The sequence below is a fragment of the Stenotrophomonas sp. STEN147 genome (genome assembly GCF_056757995.1).
Genome location: NZ_JBRRCG010000001.1, coordinates 522,316 through 538,386, shown reverse-complemented (window position 1 = coordinate 538,386; position 16,071 = coordinate 522,316). Strand labels below are relative to the sequence as shown.

Annotated in this window: 16 protein-coding genes; 1 reads left to right on the top strand and 15 read right to left on the bottom strand. The window is 68.3% G+C overall.

Features of this window, described 5'->3' with window-relative positions; genetic code table 11:
• Positions 1–148: 148 nt before the first annotated feature.
• From ACVOKU_RS02445 to hisS, 14 genes are all read right to left on the bottom strand, one after another.
• Entirely contained in the window at positions 149–889 is a 741-nt protein-coding gene (locus tag ACVOKU_RS02445) for a copper homeostasis protein CutC (protein WP_481558970.1), read from the bottom strand.
• Positions 886–1,884, bottom strand: coding sequence for a glycosylasparaginase (locus ACVOKU_RS02440; protein ID WP_481558969.1), 999 nt, complete (start codon positions 1,882–1,884; stop codon positions 886–888). Before ACVOKU_RS02440 ends, ACVOKU_RS02445 begins: the two co-directional genes overlap by 4 nt.
• A 50-nt stretch (positions 1,885–1,934) precedes the next feature.
• A complete protein-coding gene (locus ACVOKU_RS02435) occupies positions 1,935–2,957 on the bottom strand; it encodes a glucokinase (RefSeq protein ID WP_481558968.1) in 1,023 nt (340 codons plus the stop codon).
• A 122-nt stretch (positions 2,958–3,079) separates the two neighbouring features.
• Positions 3,080–4,669: a calcineurin-like phosphoesterase C-terminal domain-containing protein gene (locus ACVOKU_RS02430; protein ID WP_481558967.1), complete on the bottom strand. Its 1,590-nt coding sequence runs from the start codon at positions 4,667–4,669 to the stop codon at positions 3,080–3,082.
• A gap of 124 nt (positions 4,670–4,793) precedes the next feature.
• Complete coding sequence (gene hisIE / locus ACVOKU_RS02425) at positions 4,794–5,414, bottom strand: bifunctional phosphoribosyl-AMP cyclohydrolase/phosphoribosyl-ATP diphosphatase HisIE (protein ID WP_111186556.1); 621 nt, start codon at positions 5,412–5,414, stop codon at positions 4,794–4,796.
• A complete protein-coding gene (gene hisF, locus ACVOKU_RS02420) occupies positions 5,404–6,180 on the bottom strand; it encodes an imidazole glycerol phosphate synthase subunit HisF (RefSeq protein ID WP_481558966.1) in 777 nt (258 codons plus the stop codon). The genes hisIE and hisF overlap by 11 nt, the downstream gene beginning before the upstream one ends.
• The gene (gene hisA / locus ACVOKU_RS02415; RefSeq protein WP_481558965.1) at positions 6,174–6,908 is read right to left on the bottom strand and encodes a 1-(5-phosphoribosyl)-5-[(5-phosphoribosylamino)methylideneamino]imidazole-4-carboxamide isomerase; all 735 of its coding nucleotides are present in this window, start codon (positions 6,906–6,908) and stop codon (positions 6,174–6,176) included. Before hisA ends, hisF begins: the two co-directional genes overlap by 7 nt.
• Positions 6,905–7,507, bottom strand: coding sequence for an imidazole glycerol phosphate synthase subunit HisH (gene hisH / locus ACVOKU_RS02410; protein WP_053516724.1), 603 nt, complete (start codon positions 7,505–7,507; stop codon positions 6,905–6,907). Before hisH ends, hisA begins: the two co-directional genes overlap by 4 nt.
• Positions 7,504–8,577, bottom strand: coding sequence for a bifunctional histidinol-phosphatase/imidazoleglycerol-phosphate dehydratase HisB (gene hisB, locus ACVOKU_RS02405; protein WP_053516725.1), 1,074 nt, complete (start codon positions 8,575–8,577; stop codon positions 7,504–7,506). Before hisB ends, hisH begins: the two co-directional genes overlap by 4 nt.
• Positions 8,574–9,668 carry a histidinol-phosphate transaminase gene (hisC, locus tag ACVOKU_RS02400; protein ID WP_481558964.1) on the bottom strand — a complete coding sequence of 365 codons (1,095 nt, stop codon included), beginning with the start codon at positions 9,666–9,668 and terminating at the stop codon, positions 8,574–8,576. Before hisC ends, hisB begins: the two co-directional genes overlap by 4 nt.
• Positions 9,665–10,960, bottom strand: coding sequence for a histidinol dehydrogenase (gene hisD / locus ACVOKU_RS02395; protein ID WP_481558963.1), 1,296 nt, complete (start codon positions 10,958–10,960; stop codon positions 9,665–9,667). Before hisD ends, hisC begins: the two co-directional genes overlap by 4 nt.
• Positions 10,957–11,868 (bottom strand): ATP phosphoribosyltransferase, encoded by a 912-nt coding sequence (gene hisG, locus ACVOKU_RS02390; RefSeq protein ID WP_481558962.1) that lies wholly within the window; start codon positions 11,866–11,868, stop codon positions 10,957–10,959. Before hisG ends, hisD begins: the two co-directional genes overlap by 4 nt.
• Positions 11,869–11,901: 33 nt before the next feature.
• A complete protein-coding gene (locus ACVOKU_RS02385) occupies positions 11,902–12,210 on the bottom strand; it encodes a YerC/YecD family TrpR-related protein (protein ID WP_074901503.1) in 309 nt (102 codons plus the stop codon).
• 190 nt (positions 12,211–12,400) lie between these two features.
• Positions 12,401–13,798 (bottom strand): histidine--tRNA ligase, encoded by a 1,398-nt coding sequence (hisS, locus tag ACVOKU_RS02380; RefSeq protein WP_481558961.1) that lies wholly within the window; start codon positions 13,796–13,798, stop codon positions 12,401–12,403.
• Between the two features lie 138 nt (positions 13,799–13,936).
• Between hisS and ACVOKU_RS02375 the strand changes: the two genes are divergently transcribed.
• Entirely contained in the window at positions 13,937–14,689 is a 753-nt protein-coding gene (locus ACVOKU_RS02375; protein WP_053516731.1) for a Crp/Fnr family transcriptional regulator, read from the top strand.
• A 91-nt stretch (positions 14,690–14,780) separates the two neighbouring features.
• Here ACVOKU_RS02375 and thrC read toward each other — a convergent pair whose 3' ends face one another.
• A complete protein-coding gene (thrC, locus tag ACVOKU_RS02370; RefSeq protein WP_481558960.1) occupies positions 14,781–16,067 on the bottom strand; it encodes a threonine synthase in 1,287 nt (428 codons plus the stop codon).
• Positions 16,068–16,071: the final 4 nt, after the last annotated feature.

Sequence of the window (16,071 nt, the reverse complement as noted above, 5' to 3'; positions counted from 1 at the left end):
CGCGGCGCAACACGCGGTTGCGGATGCGCTGCCGTCTCCGCTCGAAAAGCAGATGAATCAGTGGCTTGCGCAGCTTGGCCGCCGCAGGCCGGAGATCAGCGGATGACACGCGGGCGGCAGACCCGCGCAGAACCGGCTTGGACCAGTATCAGGACAGATCGGCGTCCAGCGCCCGCCGCAGCCCCGCCACGATTGCGGCATCGGTCTGATCCCAGTGCGGGTCCAGCCCGCGCAGTGCCGGGTTGTGGAACTGCATGGCCGAGTGCCGGCGGCTCTTGGCCGACGCGTGCAGCTCAACGCAGCCGCTGTGCCGCGCCACCGCAGCGATGTTGGCCGGGTCCAGGCCAGCACCCGCCATCACGCTGATGCGCCCCGCCGCCTGGGCGACCAGGCCTTCCAGCACGTCGACACCAGCAACTGCGCTGGCCTGCCCGCCGGACGTCAGTACACGGCGGCACCCCAGAGCGATCACCTGCTCCAACGCCGCCGGAAGGTCACGCGCGGCGTCGAAGGCACGGTGGAACGTCACCTGCAGCGGACCCGCCGCCTGGATGAGCACGCGGCACAGGGGCAGATCGATATCGCCCTGCCGGTCCAACGCACCGATCACCACGCCATCGCAGCCCAGCGCACGGCACTGTGCGATATCGCGCAGCATCAGCTCGGCCTCCAGCGCGTCATAGTGGAAATCGCCCGGCCGCGGCCGCACCAGCACGAACAGCGGAATCGACAGGCGTTCGCGGGCCATGGCGATGCTGGCGAACGACGGAGTGGTGCCGCCCTCGGCGAGGTTGTCGAACAGTTCGATGCGGTCGGCGCCACCGGCCTGCGCGGCCAACGCCGAAGCCAGTGAGTTGCTGGCGATCTCCAGGGTGAGCCGCGTGCTCACGCCTGCGTGCTCGTGTAGATCGACGGCGAATCGCGCAGCTCATCCTGGCGCTGCGCATCGCAGACGGCATAGACGAAACCGCGATGCAGCGCATAGGCGCCCACCTCGCCCTGCTTGTTCATGGCCAGGAAGCACACCTGCAGGGTCCTGCTTGCCTCGGGACGCTTGCGTACCACGCGGTCGATCGCCTCACGGCAGGCCTGGGCGGGCGTTCGACCCTGGCGCATCAGCTCGACCACCAGGAACGAGGCCGCATTGCGGATCATCTCTTCGCCCACGCCCGATGCGGTGGCAGCACCGACCTCGTTGTCGACGTACAGGCCGGCGCCGATGATCGGACTGTCGCCAACCCGGCCGTGCAGTTTCCAGGCCATGCCGCTGGTGGTGCAGGCACCGGCAAGATGGCCCCGGGCATCCAGCGCCAGCATGCCGATGGTGTCGTGGTTGTCGCTGTTGCCGGGAAGGCCACGTCGCTCGGCGTTGATCTGGGGCTGGTACTTCTCGGTCTTCAACCACTCGCGCCAGGCCGCTTCGGCCTGCGGCGTCAGCAGACGCCTGCGCTCGAAGCCCTGCTGCACGGCGAACTGCTGCGCCCCTTCACCCACCAGCAACACGTGCGGGCTGTTCTCCATCACTTTGCGGGCCACCGACACCGGGTGCAGGATGTCGACCAGCGCGGCCACCGCACCGCAGCGGCCATCGCCGTCCATGATGCTGGCGTCCAGGCTCAGCACGCCGTCCCGGTCCGGATTGCCGCAATGGCCCACGGTGGGATTGCACAGCTCGCTCTCGGCCCAGCGTGCGCCGGCCTCCACTGCATCCAGGGCACTGCCACCCTGCGCCAGGACCTTCCATGCCGCCTGGTTGGCCGGCACTCCGAAATCCCAGGTCGAGACCACCTTCGCTCCGCCCTGCACACGTGCCTGTACGCCCGGCAGGGCGGCCATGCCTGCGGCCAGCGCTCCGGCCTGCAGGAACTGCCTGCGATCCACCATGTTGCCTCCCAGTCTGCAACGTGTCGCCGGCCCGATGCCGGCAGCACCGATCAATCGTGTACGGGGTACCGCGCCGCATGCCAGACGGCGGCGCCCAGCACGCCCAGTTGGCCGTGTTCGACCCGCCATACCGGCACCTGCCGCAGCACGTCGGCCAGCACGCCCTTGTTGAGGAAGCGCTCGCGGAAGCGGCCGTCGGCGAGGAAGTCCTGCACGTGGGTGGAAATGCCGCCCGCCAGGTACACCGAGCGGGCCCCCACGGCGATGGCGGCATCGCCGGCCAGGCTGCCCAGCCAGGCGCAGAACACCTGCAGCGTCTCCACGGCAAGTGCGTCTTCGCCGCTGCGTGCGGCGCCGATCAGCGCTTCGGTGCTGGACCACACAGGCGTGACGCCACGCATCTCGCACAGGCACGGATACAGATTCATCAGACCGCTGCCGGACAGCACACGCTCGTTGTCCACATGTGGCCACCGCTGCAGCAGCCTGCCCAGCACCTCCAGCTCCAGCGCGTTGCCGGCCCCCAGGGCAGCGTGGCCGATCTCGCTGGGCAGCACCGGACGCCCGCCATCGGCGAAGCGCAGCGCCGCGCCCAGGCCGGTACCGGCCCCCAGCACCAGCGCCGGGAACGCCTTCGCCGGGTCGGCATCGCCGTTCAATGGAACCAGGGTGTCGGCCTGCAGGTAGGGAATGGCCAGTGCCACCGCCTCGAAATCATTGATGAGCTGCAGATCGTCCAGACCGGACTGTGCGCGGGTGGCGGACAACGACACCGTCCACGGCAGATTGGCGTTGATCAGCACATCGCCATCGAGCAGGCCGGCGATGGCGACCACCGCCGACCGCACCGGCAGTGCGAGGCTCCGGGTGAAGTCGGCCAGAATCGCCGCCAGGCTGGCATGATCGGCACACGCGTAGGTGCGATGACCGCCCAGCCGTGGCGCCTGCCCGGGCAGCGTTTCAGCCAGCGCCAGACGCGCAAAGGTACCGCCGACATCGGCGACGACCAGGCTTCGCGGAAGACCGCCGCGGGGGGAGTCGGTGGAAACCGGGGGCACTGCTGCGATGGTCACTCTGGCCTGCTTGAATCGATTGAATCGCACCGATTCTCAGGCATCAGGGTCGCTTTGCCTAGCGCGGCGCGGCGCCGGCATGCCGGCCCTGTCATGACCTTGCCCGCAGCGGCGCCCGTGGTTCAGGGTTCTGCGGTCTGCAGACTATAACGGGTGGTGGCGGTGAATACCGCACCATCCGGCTGGGTCGAACGCACGTCGATCCTGTGGTCGCCCACGGCCAGGTCGGTGGGCAGCGCGCCGCGCCACAGATGCGGCGAAGCGGTGGCCTCCGGCGAGCGATCGTAACCGCGCAGCACGCTGGACAGGTCGTCCGCCGCGTTCTCCACCAGCAGCCGCGGGTCGGGCTGGCGGACCTGCTTCATCGGCTGCCATGCGCCACCGTCCACGCGGTACTCGACCACGCTCGCGTCCTCACCCATGTACACGTTGGCGTACACGCCCCACGCCGGATACGCGCCCTGGCGCAGCACCTTCGGCGCATGCAGGCCGATCTGTTCGCTGGCTGGCGCGCCGGCCACGCGATACTGCAGGCGATAGCTGCCGTTGCCAGCCACATCCAGCAACGCGTAGCCCTTTGGCGTGCCGTCGCTCATGGTGCTGTCCGGCACGCCGGCAGCATCCTTCACACCGGACCAGAACGCACCGCAGTTGGCACCGACGTTGTACTCGTGCAGGGGCTTTTCGCCGTGCCAGCCCTCGGCCTTGCCATGGTAGACATGCTGCTGGGTGTGGCTATGGCCGCTCAGGACCAGCACGTTGCGGAAGTCCTTCAGCAGGTCGAACAGGCGCTGCCGGTCGGCGTGCCGGAAGCTCTCGCGACCCGGCGCTGCATCGAACAGCGGAATGTGCATGCCCAGCACCAGCAGGCGGTCGCGATGCAGACCCTTGAGGTAGGCGGCAAGGAACGCGAACTGATCCTCGCGCAGGCCACCGACATAGCTCGGCCTCGCCTTCGGGTCGTACACCACATCGTCGAGGAACACGAAGCTGGCACCGCCCTCCTCCACAGCGTACGTGTCCGGGCCGTAGACGTTGCGCCAGCTGTCCAGCGAATGCTCGTCAACGGCGGCATCGAAATCGAGATCGTGATTGCCCGGCACATGGAACCACGGCACGCCCAGCTGCGTGGTGACCTTGTTGATGGCCGGATACAGCGTCAGGTCATCATTGACGATATCGCCGAGCGTCGTGCCAAGCCGCGCCCGGGTCTGGCCGACCAGCGGCGCCACGATGGACTGCTGGTAGTAGCCGATGTCCTTGAGGCTTGCGGTCTGTGAATCAGTGAACACCAGCATCTGGAAACCACGCCGGTTGTCATGACGATCCGTCTGCAGCGCGAAGTCCCAGTTGCGGGTGGCATCGCCGGTTGCGGCGATGCCACCGTACTTCAGTGCAGGCGAGCCGTTGGGCTGGAAATGACGCCAGAACGACGGCAGCCCGTCGCTCGCCTTCGGGAACGCGTACGCATCCGGCTTGATCACGAACACCGTCTGGCCCTCGCGCACGGGCAGGCTGTAGCTGCCATCGGCTGCGGTCTTCACGATGCGCTCGCCGTTGGACACCTGCACCCCGGCCAGGCCCGGGTCGGTCGCACCACGGCCGGGCCTGCCGTCGCGTTCCAGGTAGACCTTGCCGCTGACAACCGCATCCGCAGCCCAGGCCGGCGAGGTCAGCAACAGGCAGCACAGCCACGCAGCGGGCGATTTCATGGGCAATCCGGCAAGGAAGAAGACTGCCTATTGTAGAGCGGAGCCATGGCTGTCTGCCGCCCCGATGCAGCCGGGCAGGCGCCAGCGCCGAAAGCGCGTGCGGACCGCAGGCCACATGCAGCCATCAACGATGGCGCGTTTCCAGCACCCGCCGGGCGTCGTCAAGCGAGAGGCCGCGTGCGCGCAGCAGCACCAGCAGGTGGTACAGCAGGTCCGAAGCCTCGCCCAGCAGCGCCGCGTCGTCCTGTGCGACTGCGGCCAGAGCGGTCTCCACGCCCTCCTCGCCCACCTTCTGCGCGATACGGCGGATGCCGTCCTCGAACAGGCGGGTGGTGTAACTGCCGGGTGGACGCTGTGCTTCACGCGTGGCCACCAGTTGCCCCAGCCCGCCCAGGAAATCCTTCGGCGCCTGGTCGAAGCAGCTCTCCGCACCGGTGTGGCAGGTCGGTCCTGCCGGGCGGGCCAGCACCAGCAGCGTATCGGCATCACAGTCCACGCTGATGGACTGCACCACGAGCACGTTGCCGGACTGCTCGCCCTTGGTCCACAGGCGCTGCCTGCTGCGGCTGTAGAAGGTCATGTGCCCGACGGCAAGCGTCGCGGCCAGCGACTCCGCGCTGACGTAACCCAGCATCAGCACCTGCAGGGTATCGGCGTCCTGCACCACCGCGGGCAGCAGGCCGTCCCCCTTGCTCCAGTCCAGCCCCTGCAGGGCCTCCAGCGACGGTCGCACCTCAATAGACATCCCGTACCTCGATCTGCTGTTCGCGCAGGTAGCGCTTCAGGTCTGCAATGGCGATGGCGCCGCTGTGGAACACGCTGGCGGCCAGCGCACCATCCACGTCGGCGCGGTCGAAGGCCTCGGCGAAATGCTCCATCGTGCCCGCACCGCCGGACGCGATCAGCGGCACCTGGCACAACGCACGCGCCTGCTGCAGCTGGGCCACATCGTAGCCGCGGCGCACGCCATCGCTGTCCATGCAGTTCAGCACGATCTCGCCTGCGCCGCGGCGCTGTGCCTCGACGATCCAGTCCAGCGTCCGTATGGGTACCGCCCGGGTCTTGTCCGGGTCGCCGCTGAAGCTGCGCACCCGCCATTCACCGTCGGCCTCGCGCACCGAGTCGACGCCGACCACCACGCACTGCACGCCGAACTCGGCAGCCAGTTCGTCGATCAGTGCGGGACGGCCCAGCGCCGGCGAATTGATCGAGATCTTGTCGGCACCGGCAAACAGCACCCGCCGTGCGGTTTCCACGCTGTCGATGCCACCGGCCACGCAGAACGGGATATCGATCAGCCGTGCGATGCGCTCGACCCAGGCCACATCGACCGAACGCGCCTCGGGGCTGGCGCCGATGTCATAGAACACCAGCTCATCGGCCCCCTGGTCGCGGTAACGCTGCGCCAGCTCGGCGATATCCCCCATGTCCACGTGGTCGCGGAAGCGCACCCCCTTGACCACCCGTCCTTCGCGCACGTCCAGGCAGGGAATGATGCGGCGACTCAGCATGCCAGCGCCTCCGCCAGGTCCATGCGCTGTTCCAGCAGCGCCTTGCCAAGGATGGCGCCGCCACAGCCGGCAGCACGCGCATCGGCCACGTCGGCCACATCGCGGATGCCACCGGAGGCCTGCACCTGCACGCCTGGCAGCAGCGCCACCAGGTGCTGGTACAGGCCGATGTTCGGCCCGGCCAGCATGCCGTCACGGGCGATATCGGTACACAACAGGTGGCGCATGCCCGCCCGTGCATACCGCAGGGCAAGGTCATCCAGGGTCACGCCCGCATTCTCGGTCCAGCCATGCACCGGCAGCTGCCATTGGCCCTGAGGGTCCTGGCGTGCATCCAGCGCGATGGTGATGTGATCGGCACCGAACTCCTGCAGCCAGCCGACCACTTCATCGGGCCTGCGCACTGCCAGCGACCCTACCACCACCCGGCTCGCGCCCGCATTGAGAATGCGCGCCACGTCATCACGCCCACGCACACCACCGCCGGTCTGCACCTGCAACGTCGTCTGCGTGCGAACCGCCGCCAGCAGCGGGGCCAGCGTGTAACCGCCGGCACGTGCTGCGTCCAGATCGACCAAGTGCATCCAACGCGCGCCCTGCGCGGCGAATGCCTGCGCGCGCGGCAGGGGATCGTCGCCGTAGTGCGTTTCCTGCGCGTAATCGCCCTGCCGCAGCCGCACCACACGGCCTTCGCGGATATCCAGTGCGGGGTAGACGGTGAAACTCATGCAGCGGTGCCCTCGAGGAAGTTGCGCAACATCAGCGATCCGGTATCGCCGGAGCGTTCGGGATGGAACTGCGCACCGAAGTAGCGCCCCTGCTCCACCACGGCAGTGAACAGGCCGCCGTGATCGCAGGCGGCCACCGTGTGGCTGTTCAATGGCGCCGCATAGCTGTGCACGAAGTAGGCGCTTGCACGATCAGGCACATCGCGCAGCAGCAGCGAGGACCGCAGTGGCAGCAGGCGGTTCCAGCCCATGTGCGGCACGCGGATGCCGCACGCCGGCACCAGCTTGCGCACCACCCCGGGAATCAGGCCGAGCGCTTCCACGCCGGCTTCTTCCGAGCGCTCGAACAGCAGCTGCATACCCAGGCAGATGCCCATCAACGGCACCTCGATCCGTCGCAACGGCTCCACCAGTCCCTGCGCATGCAGGCGCTGCATGCCCGGCCCTGCCGCACCGACGCCGGGCAGGATTACCCGTCGTGCGCCCGCCAGCCCCTCTGCGTCGCGTACCAGGCGCACACTGGCCCCCAGCCGTTCCAGTGCATAGCGCACGGAACCCAGATTGGCGCCGCCGGCATCGATCAGCGCGACCTCGCTCACAGGGCCCCCTTGGTCGAGGGCAGCGCAGTACCCTGGCGCGCCAGCGCCGGGCGCAGCGCGCGGGCCAGCGCCTTGAAACAGGCCTCCACCTTGTGGTGGTCATTGTCGCCACGCACCTGCAGATTGAGATTCAATCCACCTGCATCGCACAGCGAGCGGAAGAAATGCGGCACCAGTTCGGTCGGCATGTCGCCAACGCGCTCACGCTTGAACTCGCCCTCGAAGACGAAATAGGGCCGGCCACTGAAGTCCAGCGCTGCGCTGGCCAGGGTCTCGTCCATCGGCAGGGTGAACCCGTAGCGGCCGATGCCGCGCTTGTCACCCAAGGCTTCGCGCAGCGCCTGGCCCAGCGCCAGCCCGGTGTCCTCGATGGTGTGATGCTCGTCGATGTGCAGGTCGCCCTCGGCGCGGATGTCCAGCGCAAAACCACCGTGCTTGCCGATCTGTTCCAGCATGTGGTCGAAGAACGGCAACCCGGTGCGGATGTTGGCGTCACCGGCGCGATCCAGATCCAGCTCGACGCGTATCTTCGTTTCCTTCGTGTTGCGCTGGACCACGGCCGTGCGCGGCGCATCGGCCAGTGCGTGGGCGATGCCCGGCCAGTCCCAGTCACCGCCGAACTGCTCCGTGCGCAACTGGAAGCCACGGATGTTGAGGTTGTCGGCGAACTGCAGGTCGGTGATGCGGTCGCCGACCATCGCCGAGCGTGCCCAGTCGATGCTGCGGTCCTGCAGGTAAGCCGTCATCAGGCCGATGCCGGGCTTGCGGGTCGGGGCATTGTCCTGCGGCCAGCTGCAGTCGATCAGCACGTCACGAAACACGATGCCCTGGCTTTCGAAGATCTGCAGCATCAGATCGTTCGGTCCGTCGAAGCTGGCGCGCGGATAGCCCTCGCTGCCGAGCCCATCCTGGTTGGTGACGATGACGAACTGGTAGCCTGCATCACGCAGCTTCAGCAGTGCCGGAATCACCTGCGGCACGAAGCGCAGCTTCTCGTAGGCGTCGATCTGGAAGTCGGAAGGTTCCTCGATGAGGGTACCGTCGCGGTCGATGAACAGGATCGGGGTCATGCAACGGCCCTCCGGGCCGACAGGGCCGCAAGCACGCGGTCATTCTCTTCGGGGCTGCCGATGCTGATCCGCAGCGCATCCTCCAGCTGCGGGGCTGCACGCTGGTCGCGCACCACCACGCCGGCCGCCAGCAACGCATCGAACGCGCCCTGGGCATCGGCAAAGCGCACCAGCAGGTAGTTGCCTGCGGACGCATGGACCTGGCGTACGCCAGGCAGGCCCTGCAGCGCAGTACGCAGGCGCTCGCGTTCGGTAATCACGGTGGCCACGCGCTCGCGTGTGCGTGCCAGCGCCGCCGGCTGCAGCGCCTGCACCGCCAGTTCCGCGCACGGCGTTGGCACCGGATACGGTGCCTGGCAGCGACGCAGCACCGCGATCAGTTCCGCTGCGGCGATCAACGTTCCGATCCGTGCCGCCGCCAGCGCATGGGCCTTTGAAAGCGTACGCAGCACTGCCACATTGGCGTGCGTGGCAAGCAGGGAGGTCGCCGAAGGACGCTGCGCGTACTCGACATAGGCTTCATCGACCACGACAAGCGCCCGACCGCGCAAGGCTTCGGCCACACGCTCGATGTCGGCCAGGGCGATATCGCTGCCGGCCGGATTGGAGGGCGCGCACAGAAACACCAGCTTCGCATTGCGTGCTCTGGCCGATTCGATCACCGCATCCAGGTCGGCGCGCAGGCCGTCGGCGGCATCGACCAGGGGCACCTCGATCAGAGGCGCGCCCTGCAGCCGTGCACAGACCGCATACATACCGAACACCGGCGGCGTGACCAGCACACCGTCGCGCCCCGGCACGCACAGCGCGCGCACCAGCAGGTCGATGGCTTCATCGCTGCCACGCCCGACCAGCACCTGTTGCGGCTGCACGCCATACAGCGAAGCCAGTCCATCGCGCAACGCCTGTGGCTGGGGCTCTGGATAGCGCCGGCTGCGGCCCTCGGCGTCCGCGGGGTTGGCCCAGGCCGATTCGTTGGCGTTCAACCAGACATCGCCCTGCACTGCCGCACTGCGCGCCGAGCTGTAACCTGCAAAGGCCTGCAGGTCGGTGCGGACCAGCGCCAGTACCTCGTCGATCCCGGCATTCATGCAGCCACCTCCATGCGCAGGGCAACGGCGCGCTCGTGCGCGTCCAGCCCTTCGGCGCTGGCAAGGGTGCGCGCGCAGCCGCCGATCGCCGCCAACCCGGCGGCGCTGGCACTCTGCACGCTGATGAAGTTCTGGAAGCTGGCCACGCTGACACCACTGTACGCACGTGCGGCGCCTGCGGTGGGCAGCACATGGTTGGTACCACTGCAGTAGTCGCCCAATGCCTCGGGGGTGTAATCACCCAGGAACACCGAGCCTGCAGCCTGCACCCGATCAAGCCAGCCGCGTGGTTCGCGCAGGGCCAGGATCAGGTGCTCAGGGGCGTAGCGGTTGCTGATCGCGAAGGCATCGGCCAGCGTGTCGACCAGGATCAGGCGCGACGCCGAAAGCGCCTGGCGGGCGATATCCTGCCGCGGCAGCAGCGCGACCTGGCGTTCCACTTCGGCCTCGACCGCGGCCAGCATCGCGGCATCATCGGTCAGCAGCAGCACCTGCGAATCGGGGCCGTGTTCGGCCTGCGACAGCAGATCGGCAGCCACAAACGCCGGATTGGCACCGGCATCGGCAATCACCAGAACTTCCGACGGCCCTGCAGGCATGTCGATCGCCGCTGCACCGTTCTGCGCGACCTGCTGCTTGGCTTCGGTGACGAAGCTGTTGCCGGGCCCGAACAGTTTGTCGCAGGCCGGAACGCTGGCGGTGCCATAGGCCATCGCAGCGATCGCCTGCGCGCCGCCCAGCTTGAAAACGCGTTGCACGCCGGTCAGCCGGGCAGCCACCAGCACCGCCGGATCGGCGCTGCCGTCGGCGCGCGGTGGTGTGCACAGCACCACCTGCGGGCACCCGGCCAGCTGCGCCGGCACGCCGAGCATCAACGCCGTGGACGGCAACGGTGCGCTGCCGGCCGGCACATACAGGCCGACCCGGCCGATCGGCCGCAGCATGCGTTCACAGACCACGCCCGGCGCGGTTTCCACCGCATAGCCCTGGCCCATGCCTGCGCTGTGGAAGCGCGCGATGCGCCCGGCCGCTTCCACCATGGCCTGGCGCAGATGGCCTGGCACCGCCGCTTCGGCAGTCGCGAATTCGGCGTCAGACACTTCAAAAGACGGCAGTTGCACACCGTCAAAGCGTGCGGTGATCACACGCAGCGCCTCGTCGCCCTGCGCGCGCACCTGCGCGATCAGGGTCGCGACCGCATCGCGCGTCTGCTGCGCCACGGCCTGCACCGGGCGGGTCAGTGCCGCACTGCGCGCGGCCTCATCAAGTTGCGACCAGATCAGACGATTCATGCCAGCGACCGCTCCACGCTCAACACCATCAGGCCCTGCGCGCCCGCACGCTCAAGCTCTTCCATGCGCTGCCAGCTCAGTGGTCCGGGGCACATGGTCTGCAGCCGCAGCGTGCCGCCGTCAGCCGGCAGGCGCTCCAGCGGCCCGGCATCGGCCAGCAGCTGGGCCAGGGCATCAACACGGTCTTCGCTGGCGCGGAACATCAGCAGCTTGCGGTCCTGCTTCTGTACCACGCCATCGAGGCGGCGCAGCAGCATGGCGCGCAGGCCCGCTCGAGCGTCATCGGGCACGCGCACCGCACCGGCCAGCACCGCCTCGCTGTCCAGCAGGTTGTGCACCGGCACAAGCTGGTTGGCACGCAGGGTGGCACCACTCGACACCAGATCGCAGATCAGGTCGGCCGTGCCCAGCCGCGGCGCGATCTCAACCGAACCGGACAGCTCCACTACCTGCGCGTCCACGCCCTGCTCAACCAGCCATGCCTTGAGGATGGCGGGATAGCTGGTGGCGATCCGCGTGCCGGCCACCTGTGCCGGCCCCTGCCATTGCCAGTCCTCGGGCACCGCCAGCATCAGCCGGCACTGGCCGAAACCCAGCCCCCGCAGGGCCTGATAGGCATCCGGCAGGCCGATCTGGCGACGCGCGGCGGCCTGCTCGTCCAGTTCGTTGCGGCCGACGATGCCCAGGTCGCAGACGCCGTCGGCAATCAGGCCGGGAATGTCGTCGTCGCGCACCAGCAGCAGGTCCACCGGCAACGATTCGCCGTAGCAGAACAGCTTGTCACGGCTTTCGCGCCAGCTCAGGCCGCAGGCACTGAGCAGGTTGCGGGCGGGCTCGGCAAGCCGCCCGCTCTTCTGGATGGCGATACGCAGCCGGTCTCGTGCCGGGGCTGCCTGGGTTGCACTCATGGGAAGGTCTCGAAGTTCGGTACGGGGCGCGGATCAGCGCGAGGCCAGACGGTCGATGGCAGCGGCATAGCCTCGATGGCCATGCTCGAGCGAGCGCGCCACCCGCCCGGTGGTGGTCACGCTGACCCCGGTGCGCTCGTGGATCTCGCGGTACGGCACCCCCTGCTGCAGCAGCGGCACCACTTTCCAGCGGTCGGCCATGGCCTCCAGCTCGGCCGGAGTGCACAGGTCACGCAGGAAAGCCATGACCTGCTCCGGCTCACGCAGGGCCGCGAACGCCTGGGCCAGGGCTTCCAGATCGGCCTGGGGGTCTTTGGCGGCGATGTCGGGACGGGCTTTCACGGGGCGGATCTCTTGCATCAATGTAATAGCGCGCTAGTACATTAGCGCATTCTTGCGCAGTGCGTCAAACCAGCTCCACGGCCTCCGCCCCGATCATTCAGGTGCCGGAAACGAAAAACGCCCGCCAGAGGCGGGCGTCTTCCAGGTCAGCGCCGCCCCAACAGGAGAGCGGCGGCACGGCAATGTCAGTTCACACCATCACCTTCGACTGTTCCAGTTCCACCTGCAGGGTGCTGGCCAGCTCCTCGCGGGATACCTCGAACTGCTGCTCGCGGAGCAGATCCTTCACCGCCACCACTCCGCGCGCCAGTTCGTCCTCGCCGGCGAGCGCCACGAAGCGGATGCCCGCCTTGGCCGCGTACTGGAACTGCTTGCCGATCTTCTTCGGCTCCATCTGCACTTCGGTGTTGATGCCACCGGCCCGCAGGCGGCGGGCGATATCCAGCGACTGCGCCATGCCCTGCTCGTCCATCAGCGCCACCAGCGCCTGCACGCTGCTGGCCTCGATTCCGTCGATCAGGCCCGCCTCACGCAGCTGCCAGAACAGGCGCGACAGGCCGATCGAAATGCCGACGCCCGGCAGCTTCGATTTGCTGTAGTGGCTGGCCAGGTCTTCATAACGGCCGCCGGAGCAGATCGAACCGATCTGCGGGTGGTCGGTCAGCGTGGTCTCGTAGACGGTGCCGGTGTAGTAATCCAGGCCACGGGCGATCGAGAAGTTGAGGCAGTAGGCACTCTCCGGCACGCCCAGTGCCTGCACCAGCTGCAGCACTTCGCGCAGCTCGGCCACGCCGGCTCGCAGCGTTTCCGAGGACCCCGCAGCGCCCTCCAGCGCCGAAAGCTGGGCCAGCGCATCGGCATGCCCCCGCGAACGCACGGCCACGAATGCCAGGATCTTCTCGACCTGTCCGGCCGGAATGCCGAACCCGTCGCCCACCAGCGTCTCGCGCACGTAGTCGGCGCCCCGCTTGTCCAGCTTGTCCACTTCACGCAGCACCGCCAGCTGGCGCTCGCCCTCGGCCACGCCCAGGCTTTCGAAGAAGCCACGCATCAGCTTGCGGTTGTTCAACTGGATGCTGAAGTCTCCGATACGCAGCTCCGAGAACACCGCGTGGATCACCGCCAGCACTTCGGCGTCGTACCGCACGCTCAGGCTGTCCTTGCCGATCACGTCGATATCGCACTGGTAGAACTCGCGGAAACGGCCGCGCTGGGCACGCTCACCACGGTACACCCGCTGCATCTGGTAGCGCCGGAACGGGAATGTCAGTTCGTGCTCATGCTCAGCCACATAGCGCGCCAGCGGCACGGTCAGGTCGAAGCGCAGGGCCATTTCCGGAAGCGAGCGGTCACCCGACTCGGCAGCATTGGCCAGCGCACCGGTGGACTGCACGAAGTACACCTGGCGCTCGGTCTCGCCACCGGACTTGGTCAGCAGCACATCGGACAGCTCGAACACCGGCGTCTCCACCGGCAGGAACCCGAAGCGCTCGTAGTTGCGGCGGATGACGTCCAGCATGCGCTGGAACGCAATCTGCTCGCGCGGCAGCAGCTCAAGGGTGCCGGGCGGGGTACGGGGCTTGATCACGGGAGCAACTCCTGCTGGAACGGGACGTGGGAGGGGGCGACATTCTAGCGCCCTGGAGCGCGCGGCCGCCTGACGCAGGGTCGAACAGCCGCTTGAAGTATCATAAGGCCCTCCCCGCCCGTGATACGCCCACGCACCATGTCCCGGCCTTCCGGCGCCCCGTCCGCCAACAACGATACCGCCGGGCAGTCCTGCTCCACGCTGGACTGCCTGCACTGCTCGGTCCGCCACCTGGCGGTGTGTTCGGCGCTGTCTCCCGACGAAGTGCAGGCACTTGAACAGGTGACCGTCTCGCAGGCGGTGACGATGGGCAGCACCCTGGCCCGCACCGGCGAAGAGCGCCAGCATGTCTATACATTGACCGCCGGCGCACTGCGCCTGGTGCGGACGCTGGCCGACGGCCGCCGCCAGATCAATGGCTTCGTGCTGCCGGGCGACTACCTGGGCCTGAGCGGCAGCGACCATCACCGCTACGACATCGAGGCGATCGCTGACAGCCGGGTCTGCCGCGTCGCGCTGCCGCAGATGAAGGCGCTGCGCGGGCGTTATCCGCACCTGGAGCGCAAGCTGCTGCAACGCGCCTGCCAGGAGCTGGACGCTGCGCAGGATGCGGCCCTCGCCCTGGCGCGGCTGCAGCCCGCGGAAAAGCTGGCTGACTTCCTGCTGCGCCTGGCCGCGCGCGAGGCGCGACTGGGCGGCGACGGCCTGCGCGTCTCGCTGCCGATGGGGCGCGGCGACATCGCCGACCACCTCGGCCTGACCATGGAGACAGTCAGCCGCACCTTCACCAAGCTGCGTCAGCAGGCGCTGATCGCGCTGCCGCACCTGAACGTCGTGGAGATCCTCGACGAGGACGGGCTGCGCCAGCTGGCAGGCGACGTCCAGGGTTGAGCGTCGCGCCACGACCTGCGCCCGGTGGTACCGGGCGCCCCACCCTGCCCCTTGCTTCAGACGACACCGCGCCATGCCCGGCACCTGTCCGTCAGCGCAGCAGCACCTCGCGCAGCGCCGCATAGTCGGCAGCCAGCGGTTCCGCATGCGCGGGACGCTGCAGCAGCGCCGCCAGCGCCGGAGGCACCGGCACTGCTTCGCCGATCAATGGCTCCACCACCGCCTCGAATTTGGCCGGGTGCGCGGTTGCCACCACCGCCCAGTCGCCCTTCGCCCCGCCCGCGCGGAGGTCCTGCAGCACCTTCACTGCCGTCGCGGTATGCGGGCAGAACAGCTCGCCCCCGCTGGCGTGCGCACTGGCGATGGTGGCGCGGATGGTCACATCATCCACCGCGAAAGCACGGAGGGCTGCGCGCAGTTCGGCATCGTCGCCGTCGTACAGCCACCGCAGGCGCTCGAAGTTGCTCGGCGCGCCCACATCCATCGCATTGGCGACCGTGGCGACACTGGCCTGCGGCTGATACGCGCCGCCCTCGAAGTACTTCGGCAGCACATCATTGGCATTGGTGGCCAGCACGATCTGGCCGATGGGAACCCCCAGCGTGCGTGCGAGCACCGCAGCCATCGCGTTGCCCAGGTTGCCGGTCGGCACCACCAGATTGAGCCGGCGCCGATGCTGCCCATGATGGGCCAGTGCCGCATGCGCGTAGTAGCTCATCTGTGGCAGAAGACGCCCCAGGCTGATGCTGTTGGCCGAACTCAGCGGCACGTCCGCCTGCAACGCCCGATCGGCCAGCGCCTGCTTGACCATGGCCTGGCAGTCGTCGAACGAACCCGCCACGCGCAGCGCCTGGATGTTGTCGCCGAAGCAGCCGAGCTGGTGCGCCTGGCGCGGCGATACCCGGCCATCCGGATACAGCACCACCACGCGCACGCCCGGTTGGCGATGGAAGGCCGCCGCCACCGCGGCACCGGTATCACCGGACGTGGCAACGACGATCGTCAGGTCGCGTTCCTTGTCCGCCTGCAGCCTCGACAGCGCGCCTGCCAGGAAACGTGCGCCGATGTCCTTGAAGGCCGCGGTCGGTCCATGGAACAGCTCGAGGACGTAGTCGCCACCACCAAGCGGTCGCAACGGCACCGGAAAATCGAATGCCTCACGGCAGATCGAAGGCAGCGCCTCCTGCAGCGCGTCGCCGCCGAAGAAGGGTGCCAGCAGATCGGCGGCGGTTTCGGCGAGGGTCTCGCCCTGCTGCACATGATGCGGCGCAGGCAAGGCGCTGGGCACATACAGTCCCCCATCGGGGGCGAGGCCGGCGGCGATGGCGGCACTCAGGCCGATGGCCGGCGACTGGCCGCGGGTGGAAACGAATTGCATGGGA

Coding starts and splice junctions, on each gene's coding strand:
- hisA (WP_481558965.1), bottom strand. CDS start 6,908: ATGAGTTTCACCGTCTACCCCGCACTGGATATCCGCGAAGGCCGTGTG.
- ACVOKU_RS02430 (WP_481558967.1), bottom strand. CDS start 4,669: ATGAAATCGCCCGCTGCGTGGCTGTGCTGCCTGTTGCTGACCTCGCCG.
- hisG (WP_481558962.1), bottom strand. CDS start 11,868: ATGAGTGCAACCCAGGCAGCCCCGGCACGAGACCGGCTGCGTATCGCC.
- hisIE (WP_111186556.1), bottom strand. CDS start 5,414: ATGTCTATTGAGGTGCGACCGTCGCTGGAGGCCCTGCAGGGGCTGGAC.
- hisD (WP_481558963.1), bottom strand. CDS start 10,960: ATGAATCGTCTGATCTGGTCGCAACTTGATGAGGCCGCGCGCAGTGCG.
- hisF (WP_481558966.1), bottom strand. CDS start 6,180: ATGCTGAGTCGCCGCATCATTCCCTGCCTGGACGTGCGCGAAGGACGG.
- ACVOKU_RS02375 (WP_053516731.1), top strand. CDS start 13,937: ATGTCCCGGCCTTCCGGCGCCCCGTCCGCCAACAACGATACCGCCGGG.
- thrC (WP_481558960.1), bottom strand. CDS start 16,067: ATGCAATTCGTTTCCACCCGCGGCCAGTCGCCGGCCATCGGCCTGAGT.
- hisB (WP_053516725.1), bottom strand. CDS start 8,577: ATGACCCCGATCCTGTTCATCGACCGCGACGGTACCCTCATCGAGGAA.
- ACVOKU_RS02440 (WP_481558969.1), bottom strand. CDS start 1,884: ATGGTGGATCGCAGGCAGTTCCTGCAGGCCGGAGCGCTGGCCGCAGGC.
- hisC (WP_481558964.1), bottom strand. CDS start 9,668: ATGAATGCCGGGATCGACGAGGTACTGGCGCTGGTCCGCACCGACCTG.